19 protein-coding genes are annotated in these 22,759 nt (G+C 63.2%); 9 read left to right on the top strand and 10 right to left on the bottom strand.

Annotation, left to right across the window (positions count from 1 at the left end; genetic code table 11):
• The 3 genes from ABCV34_RS13675 to ABCV34_RS13665 all read right to left on the bottom strand — a co-directional run bounded on the left by ABCV34_RS13675 (position 1) and on the right by ABCV34_RS13665 (position 2,939).
• A complete protein-coding gene (locus ABCV34_RS13675) occupies positions 1-981 on the bottom strand; it encodes a TRAP transporter substrate-binding protein (RefSeq protein WP_345796771.1) in 981 nt (326 codons plus the stop codon).
• Between the two features lie 63 nt (positions 982-1,044).
• Positions 1,045-2,322 (bottom strand): TRAP transporter large permease subunit, encoded by a 1,278-nt coding sequence (locus tag ABCV34_RS13670; RefSeq protein ID WP_345796770.1) that lies wholly within the window; start codon positions 2,320-2,322, stop codon positions 1,045-1,047.
• On the bottom strand, positions 2,319-2,939 hold the full coding sequence (locus ABCV34_RS13665) for a TRAP transporter small permease (protein ID WP_345796769.1): 621 nt from the start codon (positions 2,937-2,939) through the stop codon (positions 2,319-2,321). The genes ABCV34_RS13670 and ABCV34_RS13665 overlap by 4 nt, the downstream gene beginning before the upstream one ends.
• 116 nt (positions 2,940-3,055) lie before the next feature.
• Between ABCV34_RS13665 and ABCV34_RS13660 the strand changes: the two genes are divergently transcribed.
• Complete coding sequence (locus ABCV34_RS13660; protein WP_345796768.1) at positions 3,056-3,970, top strand: LysR family transcriptional regulator; 915 nt, start codon at positions 3,056-3,058, stop codon at positions 3,968-3,970.
• A 13-nt stretch (positions 3,971-3,983) separates the two neighbouring features.
• On the opposite strand, the gene ABCV34_RS13655 is transcribed toward ABCV34_RS13660, so the two are convergent.
• Positions 3,984-5,282: a D-serine ammonia-lyase gene (locus ABCV34_RS13655; RefSeq protein ID WP_345796766.1), complete on the bottom strand. Its 1,299-nt coding sequence runs from the start codon at positions 5,280-5,282 to the stop codon at positions 3,984-3,986.
• Between the two features lie 109 nt (positions 5,283-5,391).
• Here ABCV34_RS13655 and hmgA point away from each other — a divergent pair, with 109 nt between their 5' ends.
• Positions 5,392-6,711, top strand: a complete 1,320-nt coding sequence (gene hmgA, locus ABCV34_RS13650; protein WP_345796764.1) for a homogentisate 1,2-dioxygenase — start codon at positions 5,392-5,394, stop codon at positions 6,709-6,711.
• A gap of 34 nt (positions 6,712-6,745) precedes the next feature.
• Here hmgA and torA read toward each other — a convergent pair whose 3' ends face one another.
• From torA to glmS, 5 genes are all read right to left on the bottom strand, one after another.
• Positions 6,746-9,211 carry a trimethylamine-N-oxide reductase TorA gene (gene torA / locus ABCV34_RS13645; protein WP_345796763.1) on the bottom strand — a complete coding sequence of 822 codons (2,466 nt, stop codon included), beginning with the start codon at positions 9,209-9,211 and terminating at the stop codon, positions 6,746-6,748.
• Positions 9,212-9,223: 12 nt separating this feature from the next.
• Positions 9,224-9,946 (bottom strand): hypothetical protein, encoded by a 723-nt coding sequence (locus ABCV34_RS13640; RefSeq protein ID WP_345796762.1) that lies wholly within the window; start codon positions 9,944-9,946, stop codon positions 9,224-9,226.
• 119 nt (positions 9,947-10,065) lie between these two features.
• Positions 10,066-10,383, bottom strand: coding sequence for a c-type cytochrome (locus tag ABCV34_RS13635; protein WP_345796761.1), 318 nt, complete (start codon positions 10,381-10,383; stop codon positions 10,066-10,068).
• A gap of 79 nt (positions 10,384-10,462) precedes the next feature.
• Positions 10,463-11,644, bottom strand: a complete 1,182-nt coding sequence (gene nirK, locus ABCV34_RS13630) for a copper-containing nitrite reductase (protein WP_345796760.1) — start codon at positions 11,642-11,644, stop codon at positions 10,463-10,465.
• A 235-nt stretch (positions 11,645-11,879) separates the two neighbouring features.
• The gene (gene glmS, locus ABCV34_RS13625) at positions 11,880-13,712 is read right to left on the bottom strand and encodes a glutamine--fructose-6-phosphate transaminase (isomerizing) (protein WP_345796759.1); all 1,833 of its coding nucleotides are present in this window, start codon (positions 13,710-13,712) and stop codon (positions 11,880-11,882) included.
• Positions 13,713-13,853: 141 nt separating this feature from the next.
• Here glmS and ABCV34_RS13620 point away from each other — a divergent pair, with 141 nt between their 5' ends.
• The 6 genes from ABCV34_RS13620 (at position 13,854) to ABCV34_RS13595 (ending at position 19,279) form a co-directional block, all read left to right on the top strand.
• Positions 13,854-14,336 (top strand): Lrp/AsnC family transcriptional regulator, encoded by a 483-nt coding sequence (locus ABCV34_RS13620; RefSeq protein ID WP_345796758.1) that lies wholly within the window; start codon positions 13,854-13,856, stop codon positions 14,334-14,336.
• Between the two features lie 218 nt (positions 14,337-14,554).
• Entirely contained in the window at positions 14,555-15,781 is a 1,227-nt protein-coding gene (locus ABCV34_RS13615) for an ABC transporter substrate-binding protein (RefSeq protein WP_345796757.1), read from the top strand.
• Positions 15,782-15,851: 70 nt separating this feature from the next.
• Positions 15,852-16,751 carry a branched-chain amino acid ABC transporter permease gene (locus ABCV34_RS13610; protein ID WP_345796756.1) on the top strand — a complete coding sequence of 300 codons (900 nt, stop codon included), beginning with the start codon at positions 15,852-15,854 and terminating at the stop codon, positions 16,749-16,751.
• The gene (locus tag ABCV34_RS13605) at positions 16,748-17,746 is read left to right on the top strand and encodes a branched-chain amino acid ABC transporter permease (protein ID WP_345796755.1); all 999 of its coding nucleotides are present in this window, start codon (positions 16,748-16,750) and stop codon (positions 17,744-17,746) included. The genes ABCV34_RS13610 and ABCV34_RS13605 overlap by 4 nt, the downstream gene beginning before the upstream one ends.
• Positions 17,736-18,494, top strand: a complete 759-nt coding sequence (locus ABCV34_RS13600) for an ABC transporter ATP-binding protein (protein WP_345796754.1) — start codon at positions 17,736-17,738, stop codon at positions 18,492-18,494. Before ABCV34_RS13605 ends, ABCV34_RS13600 begins: the two co-directional genes overlap by 11 nt.
• The gene (locus ABCV34_RS13595; RefSeq protein WP_345796753.1) at positions 18,491-19,279 is read left to right on the top strand and encodes an ABC transporter ATP-binding protein; all 789 of its coding nucleotides are present in this window, start codon (positions 18,491-18,493) and stop codon (positions 19,277-19,279) included. The genes ABCV34_RS13600 and ABCV34_RS13595 overlap by 4 nt, the downstream gene beginning before the upstream one ends.
• A 15-nt stretch (positions 19,280-19,294) precedes the next feature.
• Here ABCV34_RS13595 and ABCV34_RS13590 read toward each other — a convergent pair whose 3' ends face one another.
• Positions 19,295-20,629 carry an aspartate aminotransferase family protein gene (locus ABCV34_RS13590; protein ID WP_345796752.1) on the bottom strand — a complete coding sequence of 445 codons (1,335 nt, stop codon included), beginning with the start codon at positions 20,627-20,629 and terminating at the stop codon, positions 19,295-19,297.
• Positions 20,630-20,832: 203 nt separating this feature from the next.
• Here ABCV34_RS13590 and ABCV34_RS13585 point away from each other — a divergent pair, with 203 nt between their 5' ends.
• On the top strand, positions 20,833-22,560 hold the full coding sequence (locus ABCV34_RS13585) for a diguanylate cyclase (RefSeq protein WP_345796751.1): 1,728 nt from the start codon (positions 20,833-20,835) through the stop codon (positions 22,558-22,560).
• Positions 22,561-22,759: the final 199 nt, after the last annotated feature.

Genomic DNA, 22,759 nt, shown 5'->3' with positions numbered 1-22,759 from the left:
CTACTTCAATTCAGCCTGCACCTGATCGAACAGATCCTGGCCGACGCTGGGGGTGAACATCTTCCAGACCGGCTGCACGCGTTCCTTCATGCGTTCATGCTCCGCGTCGCTGACCTCGTTGACCTGCACGCCATGGCTGATCATCATCTTTTTCGCGGATTCCGACTGCGCCCGGGCGACCTGACGTTGATAGACGCGCGCCTCGATGGCGGAATCCTTGATGATCTTCTGCTGCTCCGGGGTCAGCTTGTCCCAGAACGCCTTGGATGCCAGGGGGATGAACGCCCCATAGCTGTGACGAGTGATGGACAGATATTTCTGCACCTCGAAGAGCTTGAGTGCGGCGATCACCGCGTTGGGGGTGCCCTGGCCGTCGATGGTGTGGGTTTCCAGCGCGGTATACAGTTCCGGCACGGCCAGCGGCACCGGATTGGCCCCCAGCGCCTTGATCGTTTCCTGGGTGATCTTTGCCTGGATCGAACGGAACTTCAGACCGTCGAAGTCCTCGACCCGCTGAATGGGGTGTTTGCTGTTGGTGGCATTGAAGAAACCGTTTTCCCAATAGGCCAGACCAATCAGGCCATGCGCGGGCAGGGTATCCATCAGCCGCTGGCCCACCGGCCCGTCCAGGACCTTTTCCGCCTGGGCGTCGTTCTTGAACAGGAAGGGGAAATCCAGGATCTCGTAGGCCTTGACCATGCCCGTCAGGGTCGTGGTCTGAGGCACGGTGAATTCGATCGTGCCCCCCTGCAGGGCGGACGTGACCTTCACGTCGTCGCCCAGGGCGCCGCTGTAATAGGGCTTGATGACGATATCGCCATGGCTCTTGGCCTTGACGAGTTCGATGAACTTGGCCACGCCCTGGCCCTGGTGGGATTTCTCGGGCAGGGTGACGGCGAATTTGGCCGTGATTGTCGCCCAGGCCGAACCGGACAGGCTGGCGGCCAGCAGTCCCACCAGCAGCGTCATACGAATTTTCATGGAAGTCTCCTCAGTGGAAATCGTGGGGCGTCTTGCGCCCGGCCATCCCTATCGGGCCGGACATCAGCGCCACCATTGGGCCGGCACCGTCACCAGAGCCGGGAACAGGATCAGCAGGATCAACAGCACGACCAGCGCCAGCAGGAAAGGCAGGATGCCGCGCACCGCCTCGTCCATGGTGACTTTGCCCACCGAGCTGATGACGTTCAGCACCACGCCGACAGGCGGCGTGATCATGCCGATGGAACAATTCATGATGAAGATCACGCCGAAATACACCGGGTCGATGTCCGCGGCCTGCGCGATGGGCAGAAAGACCGGTGTGAAGATCAGCACGATGGGAATGAAGTCCAGCACCATGCCGGCAAAGAACACCACGATCATCATGGCCGAGATCAGGGCCAGCGGATGATCGGACAGGCCCTGCAGCCAGCCGCCGACCTGGCCGGAAATGTCGGTGATCGTGATCATGTAGGACGCCACCATGGCCAACGCCGCCAGCAGCAGAACGACCGAGGTCGTGCGCGCCGTCGCCAGCAGGCATTCGTAGATCTTGTGGCCGTCCAGTTCGCGGTAGACGACCAGCCCGACGAAAAGCGCGTAGGCGGCGGCGACCACAGCCGATTCCGTTGGCGTGAAGATCCCGAAACGCAGGCCGCCGATGATGATGACCGGCAGCATCAGCGCCCAGCCGCCGCGGCCGAGCAGCCGCAGGCGCTGCCCCCAGGGCACGCGCGGGGCCACAGCCACCTGCTGGCGCCGGGCCACGATCCACCAGGCGACGATCAGCACCGCCCCCATCAGGATGCCCGGCACGATGCCGGCCAGGAAGAGCCGCGTGATGGACACATTGGCCACTACGCCGAAGATCAGGAAACCGATGGACGGCGGGATCACCGGCGCGATGATGCCGCCAGCCGCCATCAGGCCGCAGGCCCGGGCGGGATCGTAGCCCGCCTGGCGCATCATGGGTACCAGGATCGCGGCCAGCGCGGCCGTATCCGCCACCGCCGACCCCGACAGGCTGGCGAGCAGAATGCCGGCGAAGATCGCCACATAGCCCAGGCCGCCCCGAAGATGACCGACGAAAGCGCCGGCCATGTCCACGATGCGCCGGGACAGCCCACCGGCATTCATGAACTCGCCCGCCAGAATGAAGAAGGGCACAGCCATCAGGACGAAATTGTCCGCCCCCGACACGGCATTCTGCACGACCGTCTGGGCGTCGAACTGCCCGGTCAGCAGCATCAGGGCCACACCCGCGAACATCAGGGCGAAGGCGATTGGCAGTCCCAGCGTGATGAGACCCAACAGGGTGACGAGAAAGACGGAGGCGGTCATGCGCGATCCCCACCCGGAGCCACCTTGCGACGGGCATCGGAGGCATCCGTCGGAATATCCGTGCACCCTGTCCGGCGCACGGCTTCGTCCTCCTCGATGCGCTCGGCCAGATCCTCGATGCGGTCCGCCAGATCCTCGGTCAGGTTCTCGCCCGAACCCGTCAGGGCCAGGCGGATGTTGTTGCACACCGGAAAGATCAGCGCCACGCCAAAGACCAGTGCCACACCGTACAGCCAGGCATAAGAGATGCCCATCACCGGATAGACGTTGCCCAGATTGATCCGCGTCTGTTCCCAGCCGCCGACGATGAAGATGGCGCAGCCCGTCAGGATCAGCACGCCGTTGAAGACCTGCAGCGTGCGGCGCAGGCCAGGTCCGACATGACGCAGCAAGGTATCGAACCCGATATGGATCCGGCGCGCGGACGCCAGCACGGCTCCGAGGAAGATCAGCCAGACGAACAGCAGCCGGGACAGTTCCTCGGAAATCGCGATGCCGGAATTGAACGCATAGCGCAGGACGACATTGCCGAAGACCAGCACACCCATGACGGCCAGGCTGATGACGATCAGAATCTCGAACCCTTTGGTGATGTGGAGGGCGGCGCGTTCAAGCATGATGCGCCCCGACTATTGGATGTCGCTGCATGGATGTCTCCCGTTTTTTGACCATTAGAAGCACTTTCGAGATATCATTCAAACAGTTTTTTTCCATCGATTCATAGGAAATGCTGATGGATATCACCTTGCGCCAACTTCGCGCCTTCGCCGCTCTGGCCCGCACCGGGGGATTCACACGGGCGGCCGAATCCCTGCACATCACGCAGTCGGCCCTCAGCGGCCTGATCAAGGAACTGGAGACGCAGCTGGGTGTGCGGCTGGTGGATCGCAGCACGCGTCGCATCCGCCTGTCGGAAATCGGCCAGGAATTCCACGCCGTCACCACTCAGGTGCTGCGCGACCTGGACAGCGCCGTGGAAAACATCAACAACCTGAAGCGCCTGCGCCGGGGGATCGTGCGGATCGCCGCGCCACAGCTGATGGCCAGCACCCTGATGCCCGAGGTCATTGCCGGTTTTCGCCAGACCTACCCCGATATCCGGATCCGCTTGATGGACTGCGCCGTGGAAAACGCCATCACTCAGGTGCTGCGCGGCGAAGCCGACATCAGCATCGGCCCTCAGCGCGAAGGCCTGACCGAGCTGGCAGCCGACCCGCTGTTCGACCTGCCCTTCCTGGCGGTCTTTCCGCCCGGTCACCCACTGGAAGCCAAACAGCGCCTGACTTGGGCGGATCTGGTGCATTACCCCCTGATTGCCCTGCAGGGCCAGTTCACCGAACGCCTGGCGCTGGATCTGCATGACGCCGCCTCGACCCAGGCCATCCGCCCAGCCCACGAAGTCACCTTCATGAGCACGGCGCTCAGCATGGTCAGCGCACGCCTGGGGATCACCGCTTGCCTGCCCTATGCGCAAAGTCTGGTGGAACTCTATGGCTTGCGGGTACGGCTATTGCACGAACCGGAAATCCGGCGTCAGTTCTTCATCTATCGCCGTCAGCATGCCAGCCTGTCGCCGGCCGCCCAGGCTTTCGTGCAATATCTGCACGAACACGTCGGGCAGCGGAAATGGGGAATCCAGCCAGCCTGAGCCAATTGGCGACTCAACCCCGCGCCCGGAATTCCGCGCGGACCGATTCCGGAACCAGCGATCCGCCCGTGCTCCAGATCACGTGCGTTGCCTGACTCAGCACCCGATCCAGCCCATGCCGCCGCAAATACTCGCGCCCCTGCGGCGAATCCAGCACCCAGCCGGGTCCCCGCAACCCCGCGGCCGCCGACGGTTCCACATAGATCCCTTCGACGTCTTCCAGGCGCCGCGCATCCCGGAACAAGGTGTCATCATCCACCGTAAAGGCGCCCGACAGCACGCGCGCCATCAGGGGCGCCACCAGCGGCGAAGCCTGCGCCACCGCCAGGCCATCGGCCTCGGTCCGGTTGTCCAGCCCCACGTCATAGACCGACACCGGCGTCTCGCAACCCACCGCCAGCTGCGTCAACATGCAGGGAGACGCCACAGGTTCGGCGAAAAATCCGTGAACGTCAGCGCCCCACAGCCGCTTCAGGCCATGCAGGATGCCACCCGGCGCGCCGCCGACCCCACAAGGCAGGTACACGAACAGGGGATGGTCGGCATCCACCGGGCGGCCGGCGATCTGTAGCTGCGCCTGCAATTCGCGTGCCGCCGCCGCATAGCCCAGGAACAGGGGCAGCGATTTTTCATCATCGACGAAGTAGCCATAAGGATCCGCCTGAGCAATGGAGCGCCCCGCGGCCACGGCCGCCGCATAATCCCCGACATGCTCGACGACTTCGATGCCGTGATCACGCAGACGCTGCTTCTTCCATTTCTTGGCATCGGCCGACATATGCACGACGGCCCGAAACCCCAGACCGGCCCCGATCAGGCCGATCGCCAGCCCCAGGTTGCCGGTACTGCCCACCGAAATGGTGTAGCGGCCAAACAGCGCCCGCGCAGCGGGTTCCGCCAGTACGGACCGATCCGTATCGGCCTGCAACAACCCGTGCTCTGTGGCGATCTGCTCGACAAGCGCCAGGATTTCATGAAAGCCGCCCCGCGCCTTGACCGAACCCGCCACCGGCAAACTGTCATCCCGCTTCAAAAACCAGAACCCCGACGTTCCGGACGAATGCAGGGTGTCCCGTAGACGATCGATCGACACCAGGGGCGACACCAAACGCCCCCCCAGATCGGAGAGTTCGGGGAATACTCGCGCCAACAGGCCCGCGCAGCGGGCATAGCGGGCTTTCGCCACCACCGGATCGGGCTCCAGCCCCGGGCCGGCCTCCGGCTCGTAGGCCGGATTCAGCCAGAGCAAAGGCCGCCGTGCTGACAGGCCATCGGGCAGACGGGAAAGAGCCAAATCGGATACGGTACTCATGGATAGCCCCCCTTTGAATCAGGATCGTTGACACCTAGAATGAACGGGATGGCGCAGACTCGTCTCCACAGTCGACGCCCTTGCATATCTTGCCAGACGAGACCCCTTCATGTCCCAGAACCTCTCCTATCAGTCCGGATTTGGCAACCATTTTTCCACCGAGGCGGTGGCGGGCGCTCTGCCGCTGCACCGAAACTCGCCACAACAGCCGCCGTTGGGTCTGTACACGGAACAGTTGTCGGGCACGGCATTCACGGCGCCCCGGGAATCCAATCGCCGGTCTTGGCTGTATCGCATGCAGCCCGCCGCCGTCCACCAACCCTTTCGGCGGATCGCCGACGGCCGTCTGGTTGCCGCGTTTGGCGACGTCGACACGCCGCCCAACCAGTTGCGCTGGGATCCGCTGCCCATTCCGTCGCAACCCACCGATTTCGTCCAGGGCCTGTTCACGATGGGCGGCAATGGCGACCCCTACCAGCAGACAGGATGCGCCATTCACCTGTATGTCGCCAACCGCTCGATGGAAAACCGCTATTTCCATAGCGCGGACGGCGAACTGCTGATCGTGCCGCAACTGGGGCGCCTGCGTTTCGCCACCGAACTCGGCATTCTCGACGTCGAGCCCCAGGAGATCATCGTCATCCCGCGCGGCGTGCGGTTTCATGTCGAACTGCTGGACCCGCAGGCCCGCGGCTATGTCTGCGAAAATTTCGGTGCCCCGTTCCGCCTGCCGGACCTGGGCCCGATCGGCTCGAACGGGCTGGCCAATCCGCGGGATTTCCTGACCCCGACCGCCGCCTATGAAGACAAAATCGGCCCCTGTGAACTGATCGCGAAATTCATGGGCCATCTGTGGGTGGCGGACATGGATCATTCACCCCTGGACGTCGTCGCCTGGCACGGCAACTATGTCCCCTATAAATACGATCTGCGCCACTTCAACACCATCGGGTCGATCAGCTACGACCACCCCGATCCGTCCATCTTCCTGGTGCTGCAATCACAGTCCGACACCCCGGGCGTGGATACGATCGACTTCGGCATCTTCCCGCCGCGCATTCTGGCGATGCAGGACACGTTCCGCCCACCCTGGTTTCACCGCAACGTCGCCAGCGAGTTCATGGGCCTCGTGGCCGGCGCCTACGATGCAAAAGCCGATGGTTTCACGCCGGGCGGCGCCAGCCTGCACAACTGCATGGCGGGCCACGGCCCCGATGCCGCCACGTTCGAGAAGGCCTGCACGGCGGACACTTCGAAGCCGGATTACATCCGCGACACCCTGGCGATCATGTTCGAAACCCGCTGCGTGATCCGCCCCACCCATCAGGCGCTGGAATCCCCGCACCTGCAGGCGCATTACTCGCAGTGCTGGGCGGGGCTGGGCAGGCGGTTCACACCGCCTGGCGCGGGTCAACCGGCGGGCGGCTGAGCCGGGCCACCCGCCTGCCCCGGGACCACGTCACTCAGGCGGGGACCGTAAAAGCACGAACCTCGGGAATCGGCTTGCCATAACGTTCGACCTCGACCAGACAGGTGTTGGCAATGTTGCCCTGCGCCAGCCGCGAAGTCCCCTTGTCCAGGGTCAACACATTGATCAATCCGTGATTGCACATGGCATGCGGATCGCCCGGCACGTCAGGGTCGTACCAAGCCCCCTCCTGCAGCATGACGACGCCCTGCATGATGCGGTCCGTCACGACAGCACCTGCCAGTACGCTGCCGCGATCATTGAAGATCCGTACGACATCCCCCTGAGCAATACCGCGCTGTTTGGCATCGGCCACGCTAAGCCAGACCGGTTCCCGGTCATGAACTTCGTAAGCCTTGCGCAGTATTGTGTTGTCCAGTTGAGAATGCAGACGAAACTGCGGATGCGGCGAGACGATATGCAAGGGATGCTTTTTGGCCTTCGCGCTGCCGAGCCACTCGACGGGTTCCAGCCAGGTCGGGTGCGGCGGGCAATCATCGTACTTGAACCCCGCGATCTGTTTCGAATAGATTTCGATGCGCCCGGACGGCGTACCCAGGGGGTTCTGCTGAGGATCCTGGCGAAACTCCGAATGGACGACGTGATCCTTGGCGTCAGCTGGAACGGGGAATTCCACATAGCCTTTTCCATTCCAGAAACTGTCGAAATCCGGGATATCCAGTTTATCCGCGGCTTTGGCGGCCCGCCGGGCCTGCTCGTAGAACCCGCGCAGCCAATCCATTTCAGACTTGTTTTCCGTGAATTTTTCCTCGAAGCCCAGACGCTTGGCCAACGCACGCATGATGTCGTAATCATTGCGGGCCTCCCCGACCGGGTCGATTGCCTGATGCATGGCGACGATATAGCGCTGCGAATAGGCGCCACACACTTCCAGGTCATTGCGCTCGAACGTCGTCGTGGCAGGCAGCACAATGTCGGCGAAGCGTGCAGTCGGCGTCCAAAACGGGTCCGCCACCACGATCGTCTCGGGGCGCCGCCACGCGTCGATGACCTGGGCGGTATTCCATAGGTGCGTCAGGGGGTTGCCGCCGGCCCAATAAATCATCTTGACATCCGGGTAGACCATGGATTGTCCGTTGAAATCAAACGGTTTGCCCGGATTGAGCAGCATGCTGGTCACGCGCTCGAACGGCAGAACCGTCTGAACCGGATTCTCGCCAGCCGGGATACCGACAATGCCGGGGTTCTTGGCTGTCAGCGAGCCGCCGTTGTCGTAGTGATAGCTGAAACCCAGACCGCCACCCGGCAAACCGATATGGCCCAACATGGCAGCCAGCGCGATGAGTGCCCAATAGGGCTGTTCGCCATGGTCGGCCCGCTGGATGGCATAGCCCGTGATGAGCATGGTACGGCCCGAGGCCAACGTGCGCGCCAGTTGGCGGATGTCGGCGGCCGCAACGCCCGTGATGGACTGCGCCCATTCCGGCGTCTTGGGGGTCCCGTCGCTCTCCCCGGTCAGGTAGGGCAGAAACCGATCGAACCCATAACAATATTTGGACATGAAACCGGCGTCATGCAGCTTTTCGGTATAAAGCACGTACATCAAGGCCAGCATCAAGGCCGTGTCGGTATTGGGGCGCGGGGCGATCCAGCGAGCCTGGGTGTACTGAGCCGTATCGGTCACCCGGGGGTCGATGGAGATGACATTAATCCGATGCTGCGCCGACTTCTCGCGCAACGCATCCAACGAACCATAAGCCCCATGATCAGCCGGATGCGTGCCGATCTGATTATTCTTCAGCGGGCAGCAACCCCAGAAGACGACATTCTTGGCATGCTCGAGGATCGTCGGCCACGCCGTCTGCTGGCCATAGACCTCCAGGTCGCCCAGCACATGCGGCACGATCACCATGGCAGCGGCGATGCTGGGGTCGCCCGAGCAATCCGTGAAACCGCCGTGCAGGCCCAGGAGGCGCCGGGTCAGCGCCGATGCGCTATGCAGGATACCCGCCGACTGCCAGTCCGCCGAACCGGGAAAAAAGGCCCCATTGCCATGCTCTTGCTTGACGCGACGCAGCTCCTCTGTCACCAGGTCCAGAGCCTGATCCCAGCTGACACGAACAAACTCATCCTTTCCCCGGCGAGAGGTATCGCCGCGCGTGGAGCGATCCAGGAAACCCTTGCGCACCGCCGGAAAAGCGACCCGGTTCGCCGAGTGAACCCGGTCCGCGAAGGCCGTCAGCATCTTGGTCGGATGTGGGTCCTTTTCAAACGGCTCGACACGCAAAAGACGGCCGCCTTGCACGACCGCGCGGACCATCCCCCAGTGGGTCGCGGTCAGCACGGTCTTTTCCGCCACCGCGCTGATGGCCGCCTTGGGCACCGCCAGGGCCCCGACAGAAACGCCCGCCGCCTCGATGAAATGACGCCGTGACGGGTTCGGTACGGCATCGGACTGGACTGCCGGCGCGTCATCCGAAACGATAAAGGACTTATCCATAACCAGATCTCCTCAGGGTTTTGCGTGTGTCTGCAGATATTCGGTAATCAGCACGACCTCGTCCGGCTGAAGCGCGGCGTTCTTGGCCATGATCTTGAGAATGCCTGGCCATTGATTCGCCGTGAACTCGGTCGGCTTATGCACCGCATGGCAGGCGCTGCAGCGGCTCTGATACAGCTTTGCAGCCCGCTGCCAGACCGTGGCCTGGTCACGGGTCAGCGCCTTGGGCGGGATGAACCCTCGAATCCGGGCATGGACCCAGACGGTATCGTATTCATCCTTGGTTTCTCCCAGTTCCTGAAAGGCCGCCGGGGATCCCGACAGCGAGGCCATCACGATCCGCTTCCCCTCGCCCAGGAAGAGGACGTTCCGGTTTCCCTGCTGAAACCATCCGTCCATCGAAAATGGTTGACCATCGGAGCCCTGATCTTTCGAAATGCTGATCGGGCTGCCTGGCGTCATCACCCCGATCTGCTGCTTCAGAGCGACATCACCATAGATCGGGGTCGACTGTGTCGCATACGCCAGGTTGATGGGCGCATCGCCAACCGTTTGTGCAACGACGCCCATTGGGGCCGCCACAAGCAGGCCGACCACCGCCAATGCCCGAACGATGCACAACGGGCCAGCACCTGCCGATAGTTTGGAGGAAGCAAAGAGGGATACTCGCGGTTCAGTGTCCCGAGGACCTGGTCTGGTCACACCGGCCCTGCAATCAAACAGAGAAAATTGCATCATGAGGCTCCTTATGCCCACCGAGGCAATACGTCACGAACGATGCGACAGGCCGGAGCCTGCCTCCCGAAACCCGATTCCGCCTCCTCCTGAACCGACGATGAAGGGTATCTGCAGATTTACTTTGCGCGGCTGGCCATGTATTCCACGGCTGCGCGCAGTGTGGCATCGTCGGCCTTGGTACCGCCGCGCGCCGGCATGGCCCCTTTGCCATGCATCGCCACATCGACCATCTGGTCCAGGCCCTGTGACAGATACGGCGCCCATTCCTGTTTGTTGCCAAAGCGCGGCGCGCCGGCCGCGCCCGTTCCGTGGCAGGCGATGCAGGCCGACTTGTAGAGCTTTTCGCCCGTTTGCAGCGAGCTGGGCTCATTGGCACTGGACAACGCGGGGATTGCGATAAGGGACAAGGCGACAATGAAGGGGGTTTTCAACATTCCATACTCCAACTGGAAAGCCGGACCATCCGGGCTTCCTTATTCAAAGGTCGAGGGCCGCTTGGGCTTTCGACAGGGTTCACGCTGTGATCGGACCGGGGGCCTGGATCTGCTTCATCAGGTCGTCATTCCAGGTGCCCTCGACCTTGAACTGGGCAGCCGCGCCCAGTTCAAAAGCTTCAATCAGGTTGTGATTCAGATAGGCATAGGTGCCCGGTTGGCGGAAGGTGTAGAGCGCGGCACCAGCCGAGCCACCCCGCACGAACCAGGTTTCCAGATTGCGCTCGGGCGGGTTGACGAATTTGCCCGTTTGCCACACGTAATCCCCATGGCCGCCAATCAGGTGCGGACGGGTATCGCGATTGGCCGACGAATGAATGATCAGTACCGTCTCGCCGACTTTTGCCTGCATGGCATTGGCGCCCGTCAACGCGCCGACCTTGCCGTTGAAGACCACATGAGTCGGGATCAAGCCGCGCATGACTTCGGTCGTATCGCCGAAGCTCTCCAGCGGCGTCTCGTATTTCTTGTAATTCCCGTCTTTGTCCTTCGGGATATACAGATCGAACTCGCCCACCGTGTAGACCCGGTCGTAACGCAGAGGCCGGCCATGCGCGTCTTTCAGCCCATCGCGCGGCAGCACCATCACCACGCCGCTCATGCCCGACACGACATGCCAGGGCACCATCTTCGGCGGCGCACAATGGTAAATAAAGGTACCGGTCCGCGTGGCCTTGAAGCGCAGCACGGTCTGCTGACCCGGCTTAATATGCGTCAGATCGCCCCCACCCATGGCACCGGTCGAAGCGTGAAAATCAATGTTGTGTTCCAGCGTATTGGTCGCGGGGTTGATCAGCGTCAGCTGCACATAATCGCCCTCATGCACCACGAGGGTCGGCCCCGGCATGGAACCGTTGAAGGTCATCCCCTGCAGCACAGTGCCGTGTTCTTCGTCGATGACGACCTGCTTTTCCTGGACGGTCATCGTGAACTCGACGACACGCGGGGCCGCCTTCGTGGCTTGTTCATGTTCCATCACGAAAGGCGGCTTGAGCAGCTTGGGGCGGATATGTTCGAGCTTGTCGACCGGAATCCCTGCGCCGGCATAGGTGCCGCCCCCATGCTTCGATACGCCGTCCGTACCCCGCGCCTGAGCAACTGTCGGCAGCAGTTCGGCAGCGGCGACACCCACGGTGGCAGCCACGGCGCCGTTTCGAAGCCAAGCGCGTCTTCCGGCATCGAATTCTGCGATCTTTTTCATCAGGTTTCCTTGAAAGATTGCTGGATTGTGTTGCGGTGAGCGACGGATCGCGCACCCTGCAGACACATTCTCTGCTCTCAAGGGTTAGTCCTGATTGATCTCAATCAACAGATCGTGTAGCTGACACTATCCTTAAACCTGATTTTGTAGTACCTGACATTCATCTGAATATCGCTCTCAGGCAGCCGTCGGACAGCATCCCATGCGACACCAGCCGACAGCACATCACACGGCATCACTCCACCGTGACGCTTTTCGCCAGGTTGCGTGGCTTGTCCACGTCCGTGCCCCGGACGCAGGCCGTGTGGTAGGCCAGCAGCTGCAGCGGCACCGTATGCAGGATGGGCGACAGCTTGCCGTAGTGCTCGGGCATGCGGATGACGTGCATGCCGGGCGCACCCGTGATCTGCGAATCGGCATCGGCGAACACGTAGAGTTCGCCGCCGCGCGCGCGCACTTCCTGCATGTTGGATTTCAGCTTCTCCAGCAATTCGTCGTGCGGCGCCACGGTGACCACCGGCATGGCGTCGGTGACCAGGGCCAGCGGACCGTGCTTCAGTTCGCCCGCCGGGTAGGCCTCGGCGTGGATGTAGCTGATCTCCTTCAGCTTCAGGGCACCCTCCAGGGCAATCGGATAGTGCATGCCGCGCCCCAGGAACAGGGCATTTTCCTTGCTGGCGAAGCGTTCCGACCAGGCGATGATCTGCGGCTCCAGCGCCAGCACGGCGGAAATCGCGACCGGCAGATGCCGCAGGGACTTGATCGCCTGCTGCTCCGTGGCATCGTCCAGGCGGCCACGGACCTGGGCGAGAGCCAGGGTCAGCAGATACAGGGCCGTGAGCTGCGTGGTGAAGGCCTTGGTCGAGGCCACGCCAATTTCCACCCCGGCGCGGGTGATGAACGACAGCTTGCATTCGCGCACCATGGCGCTGGTAGCCACGTTGCAGATGGTCAGGGTCTGCTCCATGCCCAGGCTGCGGGCATGCTTCAGGGCGGCCAGCGTGTCCGCCGTCTCGCCGGACTGGGAGATCGTCACGACCAGCGTGCGCGGATCCGGCACGCTGGTGCGGTAGCGGTATTCGCTGGCGATCTCCACATTGACGGGGATGCCCGCGACGGATTCGATCCAGTAGCGCGCGGTGAGCCCCGCGTAATAGCTGGTGCCGCAAGCCAGGATCAGCACGCGGTCGATCGCCTTGAAGACCGCGTGCGCGCCATCGCCGAAGAGTTCCGGCATGATGGCGTCGATGCCCTGCAGGGTGTCGCCCACGGCGCGTGGCTGTTCGAAGATTTCCTTCTGCATGAAATGTCGGTAGGGACCGAGCTCCGCCTCGCCCGTATGAGCCTGCACGGTGTGGACCGGACGATCGACGGCCTGTCCCTTGGCATCACTGACCCAGACGCGGGACAGCTGCAGATCCACGACGTCGCCGTCTTCCAGATACATGATCTGGTCGGTGGTGCCGGCCAGCGCCAGCGCGTCCGACGCCAGGTAGTTGCCCTGATCGCTGCAGCCCACCACCAGCGGCGAACCCTGCCGCGCCCCCACGACCCGGTGCGGTTCCTGGGCGCAGAACACGGCGATGGCATAGGCGCCTTCCAGGCGACGAGTCGCCTGCTGCACGGCCGCCAGCAGATCGCCATCGTACAGATGGTCCACCAGATGGGCGATGACCTCGGTGTCGGTCTGGCTGTGAAAGACGTAGCCGGCCGCCTGCAGCTCGGCGCGCAGGGCATCGTGATTTTCGATGATGCCGTTGTGCACCAGCGCAATGCGCGGCGCCCCGTTTTCCGGGCCGGAAAAGTGCGGATGGGCATTATGGGTCAGCGGCGCGCCGTGCGTGGCCCAGCGCGTATGCGCAATGCCGGTGAGGCCCTGGACATTGTCCTGGGCGACCTGCGCGATCAGTTCGGCCACCCGCTGGGTGCTGCGCACGCGTTGCAGGCCGGTGCCGGTATGCACGGCCACCCCGCAGGAATCGTAGCCGCGATATTCCAGACGGCGCAGGCCTTCGAGCAGAATGGGAACGATGTTGTGACGCGCCACAGCGCCGACGATGCCGCACATGGACAGACTCCTGGATTCAGATAGCCGGTATTGTGTTCCGGCCACGAGGAAATATGATTTCTATTTTATGCAGCTTATGAAATCAGATTTCACATTGAAATAATGATGAAATATAATTTCATTTTCTGACAATTTCACGAGATGCCAGCCCTGTCCACCCTCCGAACCATTGACGATCTGGACCGCCGCATCCTGGATCAGATGCAGCAGGACAGCTCCCTGACCAACCAGGAACTGGCAGCCCGCGTGCATGCGTCGCCCCCCACGTGCCTGCGGCGGGTGCGCAAGCTGATCCAGTCGGGGTTGATCCAGCGCCAGATCGCCTTGCTGGACCCTGCCCTCATGGGCGCCGCGCTGACCGTGATCATCGAGGTATCCCTGGATGCGCAGGCGGCAGGCCAGGCGGATGCCGTCGAAGCCGGGCTGATCGCGGAACCCGCCATCCAGCAATGCTATCGGGTCAGCAGCGGCCCGGATTTCGTCCTGATCGCCCAGGTCGCCGACATGGCCGCCTATCAGGCTCTGGCGCTGCGCTACCTGACCGGCGACCCGCGCGTGCGCAACGTGCGCAGTTTCTTCGCCACCGCTCGCGGCAAATTCGACACACGTATCCCGATCAAATGACGGGTCGCAGCCATCATCCAGGCCTTCCGACATAGGGAAATCGAGATGGTGATTAAACATATGTTTCGTATTAGGATGTCTTTGCAACATGCTTTACACAACCATGACCGCGAGCATCGATGAATACACGGGACATGCCGCCAGCCGGTCCTGAACCGGCGGCTGGGTAGCCGTACTTCGCCGAAATCCCGTCGCGGACTGCACCGGAGAACATCATCATGAAATTTTCTCGAGGTATGGGAGCTGTCGCAGCCGCCGTTCTGGCAACGGCATCCGCAGCCGCGTTTGCGGCGCCACCGACCGGAGACCCCATCGTCCTGGGCTGGGTGGGTCCGCTGTCCGCGCCCGGCAACTATTCCAGCGGGCAGGAAATGCGCTGGGCCACCGAACTGGGAGTAGACGAGATCAACCAGGCGGGGGGCGTCCTGGGCCGTCCGCTGAAGGTCTCCTACGAGGACACCAAGGGCCAGCCTGCGGAAGGCAGCGCGGCGGCCGTGCGGCTGATCACCAAAGACAAGGTCTCGGCGATCTTCGGTGAATTCCACAGTTCGGTGGCTCTGGCGGAAATCGACGTCGCCCATCAGTACGGCGTCCCCTGGGTCGGGACCGACGTCTGGTCCGACGACATCACCGCCAAGCAGTATCCCGAAGTCTTCCGGCTCGCCCCTGCCAACTCGCTGATCTACGTGAAGATCGGCAACTGGATCGCCGACCAGGGGTTCAAACATGTGGCCACGGTCGCGGAAAACACGGACTTCGGACAGGGCGGCGCCAAAGTGGTGGTCGACACCCTGAAGAAAAAAGGCATCGTCGACACGCCCACCACGATCGATCTGAACCAGCAGGACTTCACGCCGGCGCTGATCCGGCTCATGAACCAGAATCCCAAACCCGATCTGCTGCAGATGGTCGTAGCCGGCCAGGCGCAATATCAGATCGTGAAGCAGGCCTGCCAGCTGGGGTTCGCCCCCACCGCCGACACCAAGATGCTCGGCTCCTCCGGCCTGCTGCAAAAGGACGTCTGGGAAGTCGACGGCAAATGCGCGAACCACCTGCTGATCGTCAATGTGGCCCGGCCCAAGTCGCAATGGAACGACAAGGCTAAGCGCTTCGTCAAGGCATTCCAGCAGAAGCACAACCGGCCGCCGACCGGCGTCGCCATGGAAGCCTATGACACCCTGGGCGTGGTGGTGGCGGCCATCGAACAGGCCAAATCCAGCGATCCCAAAGCCGTCATCAAGGGGCTGGAAAATGTGCACTACACCGGCGTGAACGCGACATACTCATTTTCCACGGACAAGACCCCGGCCTGGGCGTATCACCAGTTCATGGATGTGCCGTTCACCGTCATCCAGTACACGCAGATGAACCAGGCGCCGGAAGACGCCGTCATCGTCTATCCCAAGGAATGGGCAACGACGGACAAGATCCTGCCCCTGAAATAAGGCAGGCTGGGGGGCCGGCACCCGTGGCATGCCGGCCCCGAAAAGACGAGACGCACCCGGAGCCCCCCCCGTGAGCTATTTCTCTTTGCTGACCATCAACGGATTGGTCATCGGCCTGATCTTCGCCCTGACGGCGGCCGGACTCACACTCATCTTTTCGGTGCTGCGCGTCGTGAACTTCAGCCACGGCGCCCTGTACATGATGGGTGGTTATGCCTCGTACTATGCCATCCGCTATCTGGGGCTGCCCCCCATCGGGGGCGTCGTGGCCGCCATGATCGCCCTGTTCTTCTTCGGCATCCTGTTCGAAATCCTGATCATGCGCCCGGTCTACACCGACGAAGTCGAGCGCAAGGACGAATACGCCATCATCGTCACGTTCGGACTGACGATCCTGCTGTCCAATCTGGCCATTGTCGTGTTCGGCCCGTTCAGCAAATCACCGCCGCCCTTCCTGGACGGAACATTGATCCTGGGCCCCGTGATTCTGCCCTATGACCGCCTGATCGCGGCTGTGGTGGCCGTTGTCCTGCTTGGGGTCACAACCTGGTTCCTGGCGCGGACCACGCTGGGACAGGCACTGGATGCCGTCAGCCAGAGCCGCGAGTCGGCCGCCGTGATCGGCATCAATCCGCGCCGGATGTACACCATCGCCTTCGGACTCGGGTCGGCCCTGGCGGGCGGCGCCGGCGCCCTGATCGCACCGATCTTCGCACTGTCGCCCAGCATGGGAGACCTCCCGGTCGTCCAGGCCTTCATCATCATCGTGATCGGCGGCATGGGATCCGTGGGCGGCAGCATTGTGGGCGGCATCCTTCTGGGGCTGGCGCAAAGCTGGGGCGTCGGCTACCTGCCCGATCCCAACCGCGCGCTGGCCTACACGCAGGCGTTCGGCGCGATCCTGCTGATCATCACCTTGCTGTTCAGGCCGACTGGCCTGTTCGGACGGATCCACCTGAGGCTCGAATGACGGTCACCGCTCGCCACCAAGGTTTGTCCCCCTCCGCCATCACCCAGGCCATCCTGCTGCTGGTAGCCCTGACCGTCCCGCTTTGGGGCGGCGCCTACTGGATCCACGTGGGCGCGCTGCTCTGGTACTACGCGATTCTGGCCGCCAGCTGGACGCTGCTGGCGGGCTTTGCCGGGCAGTTTTCCTTTGCGCACCTGATGTTCGCCGCGCTCGGCGGTTATGCCTCGGCCCTGATTGTCCTGCACCTGGGGATGGCCTGGCTGCCACTGGCCATCGTGGCGGGCGTCGTCCTCGCCATGGTGATCGGCGCGCTGATCGGCTTCATGGTGCTGCGCCTGTCGGGTCCCTATCTGGCGCTCTTCACGCTGGCGATCTCCGAGGTCGTGCGCATGATCCTGATTGCGGAAGAATCGGTCACTCGCGGCAGTCTCGGGCTGCAGGTGCCGCGTTTCTTCAAGGGTGATTCCGACATTCCGTACTACTACCTCGGGCTCGGCCTGCTGGTGGCCGCCCTGGTGCTGATGGGCTATCTGCTGCGGACGCGCACCGGCCTGTTCCTGCGCGCCATCCGCGAGGACGAAGGGGCCACCCAGGCCAGCGGCGTCAACACGACGCGCTACAAGATCCTGGTCTTCGTCATCACCAGCGGCATTGCCGCCGTGGCGGGGATCTACTACGCCCACTTCATCGGCATCCTGACACCCAACATGATGATCCTTCCGGAAATGGGCATCATCATCGCCATGTCCGTGATCGGGGGCATCGAAAGCCTTCCCGGCGCCGTCGTGGGGGCCGCGATCGTCTACCTGCTGTCGGAACTCCTGCGCGACTACGGGGAAATGCGCTTCGTCCTGCTGGGGCTCGCGCTGATCCTCGTGCAGCGCTTCGCACGCAACGGGCTGTTTTCGCTCGTCGAGCGCCCCGGTAAATCCAGACCGGGGAAACGTCCGCAGGCGCAGCCTGGCCCCACGCCGGAGAAATCCCATGCCAACTAGTCCCGCACCGGCGTTCTTCGAAGCCAGGCAGCTGTCCAAGCACTTCGGCGGCATCCAGGCGGTGGCCGATCTGTCGCTCGACATTGCGCGCGGTGAGATCGTCGGGCTCATCGGCCCCAACGGGTCCGGCAAGACCACCACGATCAATATGCTGGCTGGCGCGCTACGACCCGACCAGGGCGCCATCGCACTGGATGGCCACGACCTCACCGGGGTGCCCGCGCATACGTTCGCGCGCGGGGGCGTGGCGCGCACCTTCCAGGTGCCGCGGCTCTTCCGTCGCATGACGGTGCTGGAAAATCTGGTGGTCCCGGCCCTGTCGGACCGCCACACCCGGCGCTCCGCGGCCGAGGACAGGGCTTACGAAGTCCTCGAGTTCCTGCGCCTGGGGCACCTGGCCGACGAATTCGCCCGCGCGCTATCGGGCGGACAGCAGAAACTGCTCGAGGTCGGCCGCGCCCTGATGCTGGACCCCAAGCTGATCCTGCTCGACGAACCCTTCGCCGGCGTCCATCCCCGGCTGCTCGACCAGATCATCGAACACATCAAGGTACTGAACCAGCAAGGCATGACCATCGTGCTGGTCGACCACAACCTGGACGCGATCCGCTCCGTCGTGCGGCGCACCGCGGTCATGGCGCAAGGCAGCAAGATCGCCGACGGGCCAGCCGACGAGGTCCTGCGCGACCCGGCCGTGATCCACGCGTATACGGGCTCGCGCAAAGCCAGGGGAGACTCCCGCTCATGACCGACACCACCGTCGCAGCGGCCTGCGATACCGGCAAATCCTACTACGAAACCGCCGCGCACTTCGCCGGCGAAGATCTGGTCGCCGGCTACACCCAGGATATCGACATCCTGCGGGGGCTGTCGGCCAGCATCTGGCGCGGGCGCATCTCGTGCGTCGTCGGCCCCAACGGGACCGGGAAATCCACCCTGCTGAAAGCGCTGTTCGGCTTCCTGCGCCCCAGCGAAGGCCGGATTCTGCTCGACGGGCGCGACATCACCGGAAGCGCACCCCATCAGATGCTCAGCCTCGGGGTCGCCTATCTGCCGCAGCGTCCCAGCCTGTTCCCGCACCTGACCGTCGAATCGAACCTGCGCCTCGGGCTCTGGCATGCCCGATTGAAGAAGGCCGAGATCCTCGACCGCATGGAACGGGTCTTCGAGCGCTTCCCCGCCGTCCGGGCCAAACGCCATCAGATGGCCGGGCAGCTGTCCGGCGGCCAGCAACGCCAGGTCGAGATCGCTCGCAGCCTGATGGCCGACCCCTCGGTCTACCTGATCGACGAACCGACCGCCGGCATCGACCCGCAAACCAGCGAATCCATCTACGAAATCGTCGCCGGGCTGGCGCACGAGCTGGACAAGGCGGTGCTCCTGGTCGACCAGGACATCCGCAGCGCGCTGGAGATCACCGACTACGTCTACGTGGTGAAGACCGGCGCCATCGCAGCGCAAGGCCCTCGCGAAGAATTCGGCGGCGACACCGACGCGCTGGTCGCCCACTGGCTGTATGCCAGCGGCGAATAGGCCGGCCTGGTCGACCTAGGCGGCCTGCGGCGGCAGGACCTGACGCACAGTGCGGTCCAGGCGCGTCACGATCTCGTCGATGTCAGCCGCCGTGCAGATGAAGGGCGGCGCCAGCAACACGTGGTCGCCATGCACCCCATCGACCGTGCCGCCCATGGGGTAGGTCATCAGGCCGTTTTCCAGGGCCTGGCGCTTCAGGCGGGCATGCGTCTTGAGCGCGGGATCCAGCGTTGATTTGTCGCCCCGGTCGCGCACGAATTCCACCGCCACGAACAGACCGCGTCCCCGCACATCGCCCACATTCGGATGGTCCGCGAAAACCTCGCGCAGGCGGGTGCGCAATTGCTCGCCGCGCTCGAGCACATTGGCCAGCAGGCCGTCGCGTTCGATCACCCGTTGCACGGCCAGGGCCGCGGCGCACGCGGTTGCGTGGGCCATGTAGGTATGTCCGTGCTGGAAGAATCCGCTGCCCCCCACGATCGTGTCGTAGACGCGACGGCTAGCCAGCATCGCGCCGATGGGCTGATATCCCCCGCCCAGCCCCTTCGCGATGGCCAGGATGTCGGGCGCGATTCCGTCTTCGGCACAGGCGTACAGATGGCCGGTCCGGCCCATCCCGGACATGACCTCGTCGAGAATCAGCAGCACGCCATGGCGGTCGCAGACTTCGCGGATGCGCTGGAAATAGGTCCGCACCGGCGGCAGGGCGCCCGCCGTCGAGCCCACCACGGTTTCCGCCACAAAGGCGGCGACCCGGTCCGGCCCGATCTCGCGGATCTTCTGATCGAGCTCGTCGGCCAGCCGCGCGGCATACTGCTCCTCGGTTTCTCCCGGGCGCTGGTCGCGATAGGCATAACACGGGGACACATGATGCGCCGGCACGAGCAGGGGCAGGAATGGCTGGCGCCGTTGCGCATTCCCGCCAATAGCAAGCGCGCCCAGGGTGTTGCCGTGATAGCTCTGGCGCCGGGCGATGAACTGACTGCGCTGCAGCTCGCCGCGTTCGACGAAATACTGGCGCGCCAGCTTGAGCGACGCCTCGATCGCCTCTGACCCGCCCGATACGAAATACACCCGGTCCAGATCGCCGGGCGCGCGCTCGATCAGGAAATCGGCCAGGTCCTCGCATGGCTGATTGGTGAAAAAGGAGGAATGCGCATACTCCATCTGATCGAGCTGCGTCTTGATCGCGGCAATCACATCGGGATGCCCGTGCCCCAGACAGGAGACGGCCGCCCCACCCGAGGCGTCCAGGTACTGACGTCCTTCACGATCGAACAAATAAATGCCCCGACCCTTCACGGCACAGTTCAGGGCGCGCTGTGGATTGCGGTGGAACACATGAGTCATGATGAGATCCCGGATAAGGTTGACAACGAGTCAGTGGTACGGCCGACCAGAAACAGTCGTTTCATTAATCATATCTCATGAAACAACTAATTCAAGTCCTCATCAGGGAAATTCCGGGCCATGTCGGGCACTACAGGCAAAGCTCTACAACCTGTAAAATATCTGACAAACCAATTCGGCATTCACGCTCTTTTGATGAACTGATGAATCCGCGGTCTTTGCGCATCTCCCTGGTATTGCCTTACGTGCTGCTGGTTTCGATGGTGGCGATGGCGCTCGGTACGACTTATTACTGGGCGGCACGGAACAATATCGGGCTGTTTTCCGACCAGTACATGCGCGAAACGGCGTCGCACATGGCACAAGCCGTCCATTTCCATGTGCGTGGGTCCGGCAGCGTGCTGGAAGCCGCATTCCCGGAAGGAATCGTGACCCATCCGGACATCGCGCAGGACCTGAACGAGCTGCGCACCCGCTTCTGGGTGGCCACGTCCATGTACGCCAACCCCAACGACTACGTCTATTACGGCAACGAGGCGGGGCAGAGCATCGCGCTCAAGCGTCGCGCCGACGACGAGGTCGAACTCCGGTTGAAACTGCGGCCCGAGCTGCACCGGACCTATTACCGGTACACGGGCATCCGCGGCAGGGTCGTCGCGACCGGCCGCGAATCCGGCAACCTGGACCCGCGCGAACGCGTCTGGTATCAACTGGCTCAGAACACTGCCCGGCACGTCTGGACCGGGGTCTACATCGATTTCACGACCCAGGAACTCGTGGTGACGCGCGCGCGGCGTGTGCTGGCGCAGGACGGCACCTTCATCGGGGTCGTCGCCACCGATGTCTCCCTGCGGGAGATCAGCCGCTTCATCTCGTCGCTGAACATCGGAGACCAGGGACGCGCCTTCATCGTCGAACGCGACGGCAAGCTGATCGCGGCCACCGGCCTGGCCAATCTGGGACTGAGCGTGGATGGCAAGCCCATCCGCATCAGCACGGAAAACAGCCACGACCCCGTCATCAAGGCGGCCTACCTCGGCGTGTCCGGCTTGCTGGACCCTGCCGGACACGACCCACAGTCGGGCGACGATCAGGAATACCGGACGACCGTCCACGACGAGCAGGGCAGATTGATCACCGTGGCGGCACGGCGCATCGTGGATCGGGCGGGGCTGGACTGGCTGGCGGTCGTGGCCATCCCGCGCGACGCCCTATTCGTCGGCATCCAGCGGCAGATCTGGCTGGCGCTGGGGATCAGCCTGCTGGCCGTCTTGCTGACGATCCTGATCGGGATGCGGATCTTTGGCCGGGTGGCCCGCGATGTGATTTCGCTGTCGGACGCGATCAGCCGGATCCGCCGGGGTGACCGGCACGTCCCGATCGACGTCCGGCGACGGGACGAAGTGGGCGACCTGGCGCGCAACTTCCAGGCCATGCAGTCGGACCTGTCCATGGACAGGATGACGGGCGTGTCCAACCGCGCCGCCATGGACAGCCTGCTGGACCACCTGACGCAGGATCCACGCGGGCAGCCCTTCGCCATCCTGTTCATCGATCTGAACGACTTCAAACCCCTGAACGACCAATATGGACACGACAACGGAGACAAGGCGCTGGTCGAGATCGCACAACGGCTGAAGACCTGCCTGCGGGAAGACGACCTGCTGGCCCGCCTGGGCGGAGATGAATTCGTCATCGTCGCCAGGGGCATCAGCACACCTCAAGCCCTGGACGCCCTGAAAACCCATCTGCTCTCGCGCATCGAAGCGCCCTTGCACAGCCTTGACGATATCCCGCCAGGCCGACCGATCCATCTCGGGGCCGCGATCGGAGTGGCCTGCTGGCCCACCGACGCGGCGACGGCCAATGACCTGCTGCGGGCGGCCGACATCGACATGTATCGTCACAAAGATTTCGCACGATGCCGCTAGACTTAGGGTAATCACCCATGATAGACTGCATGATTGCCTGTCTTCTGACCTCCTGACCTTGGTTTCACGCTTGGCGTGCTCTTTGGGTTGATCCGGTCGGCACATGCGACTGATTCTTGCGCGGCAGACATCCGCAGCATCAAACCCGGCGGGAATGCACTTCGACATCCCGCAGCACATCGCCCGCATCGCGCGGGCC

The organism is Castellaniella sp. MT123 (assembly GCF_039614765.1).
In the GTDB taxonomy this organism is placed as follows: domain Bacteria; phylum Pseudomonadota; class Gammaproteobacteria; order Burkholderiales; family Burkholderiaceae_B; genus Castellaniella.
This window is presented reverse-complemented; position numbering and strand designations above follow the sequence as displayed.

Bases quoted from the DNA above. Each gene is read 5' to 3' on its own strand.
- ABCV34_RS13675 (WP_345796771.1), bottom strand. From the start codon at position 981: ATGAAAATTCGTATGACGCTGCTGGTGGGACTGCTGGCCGCCAGCCTG.
- ABCV34_RS13670 (WP_345796770.1), bottom strand. From the start codon at position 2,322: ATGACCGCCTCCGTCTTTCTCGTCACCCTGTTGGGTCTCATCACGCTG.
- ABCV34_RS13665 (WP_345796769.1), bottom strand. From the start codon at position 2,939: ATGCTTGAACGCGCCGCCCTCCACATCACCAAAGGGTTCGAGATTCTG.
- ABCV34_RS13660 (WP_345796768.1), top strand. From the start codon at position 3,056: ATGGATATCACCTTGCGCCAACTTCGCGCCTTCGCCGCTCTGGCCCGC.
- ABCV34_RS13655 (WP_345796766.1), bottom strand. From the start codon at position 5,282: ATGAGTACCGTATCCGATTTGGCTCTTTCCCGTCTGCCCGATGGCCTG.
- hmgA (WP_345796764.1), top strand. From the start codon at position 5,392: ATGTCCCAGAACCTCTCCTATCAGTCCGGATTTGGCAACCATTTTTCC.
- torA (WP_345796763.1), bottom strand. From the start codon at position 9,211: ATGGATAAGTCCTTTATCGTTTCGGATGACGCGCCGGCAGTCCAGTCC.
- ABCV34_RS13640 (WP_345796762.1), bottom strand. From the start codon at position 9,946: ATGCAATTTTCTCTGTTTGATTGCAGGGCCGGTGTGACCAGACCAGGT.
- ABCV34_RS13635 (WP_345796761.1), bottom strand. From the start codon at position 10,383: ATGTTGAAAACCCCCTTCATTGTCGCCTTGTCCCTTATCGCAATCCCC.
- nirK (WP_345796760.1), bottom strand. From the start codon at position 11,644: ATGAAAAAGATCGCAGAATTCGATGCCGGAAGACGCGCTTGGCTTCGA.
- glmS (WP_345796759.1), bottom strand. From the start codon at position 13,712: ATGTGCGGCATCGTCGGCGCTGTGGCGCGTCACAACATCGTTCCCATT.
- ABCV34_RS13620 (WP_345796758.1), top strand. From the start codon at position 13,854: ATGCCAGCCCTGTCCACCCTCCGAACCATTGACGATCTGGACCGCCGC.
- ABCV34_RS13615 (WP_345796757.1), top strand. From the start codon at position 14,555: ATGAAATTTTCTCGAGGTATGGGAGCTGTCGCAGCCGCCGTTCTGGCA.
- ABCV34_RS13605 (WP_345796755.1), top strand. From the start codon at position 16,748: ATGACGGTCACCGCTCGCCACCAAGGTTTGTCCCCCTCCGCCATCACC.
- ABCV34_RS13600 (WP_345796754.1), top strand. From the start codon at position 17,736: ATGCCAACTAGTCCCGCACCGGCGTTCTTCGAAGCCAGGCAGCTGTCC.
- ABCV34_RS13595 (WP_345796753.1), top strand. From the start codon at position 18,491: ATGACCGACACCACCGTCGCAGCGGCCTGCGATACCGGCAAATCCTAC.
- ABCV34_RS13590 (WP_345796752.1), bottom strand. From the start codon at position 20,629: ATGACTCATGTGTTCCACCGCAATCCACAGCGCGCCCTGAACTGTGCC.
- ABCV34_RS13585 (WP_345796751.1), top strand. From the start codon at position 20,833: ATGAATCCGCGGTCTTTGCGCATCTCCCTGGTATTGCCTTACGTGCTG.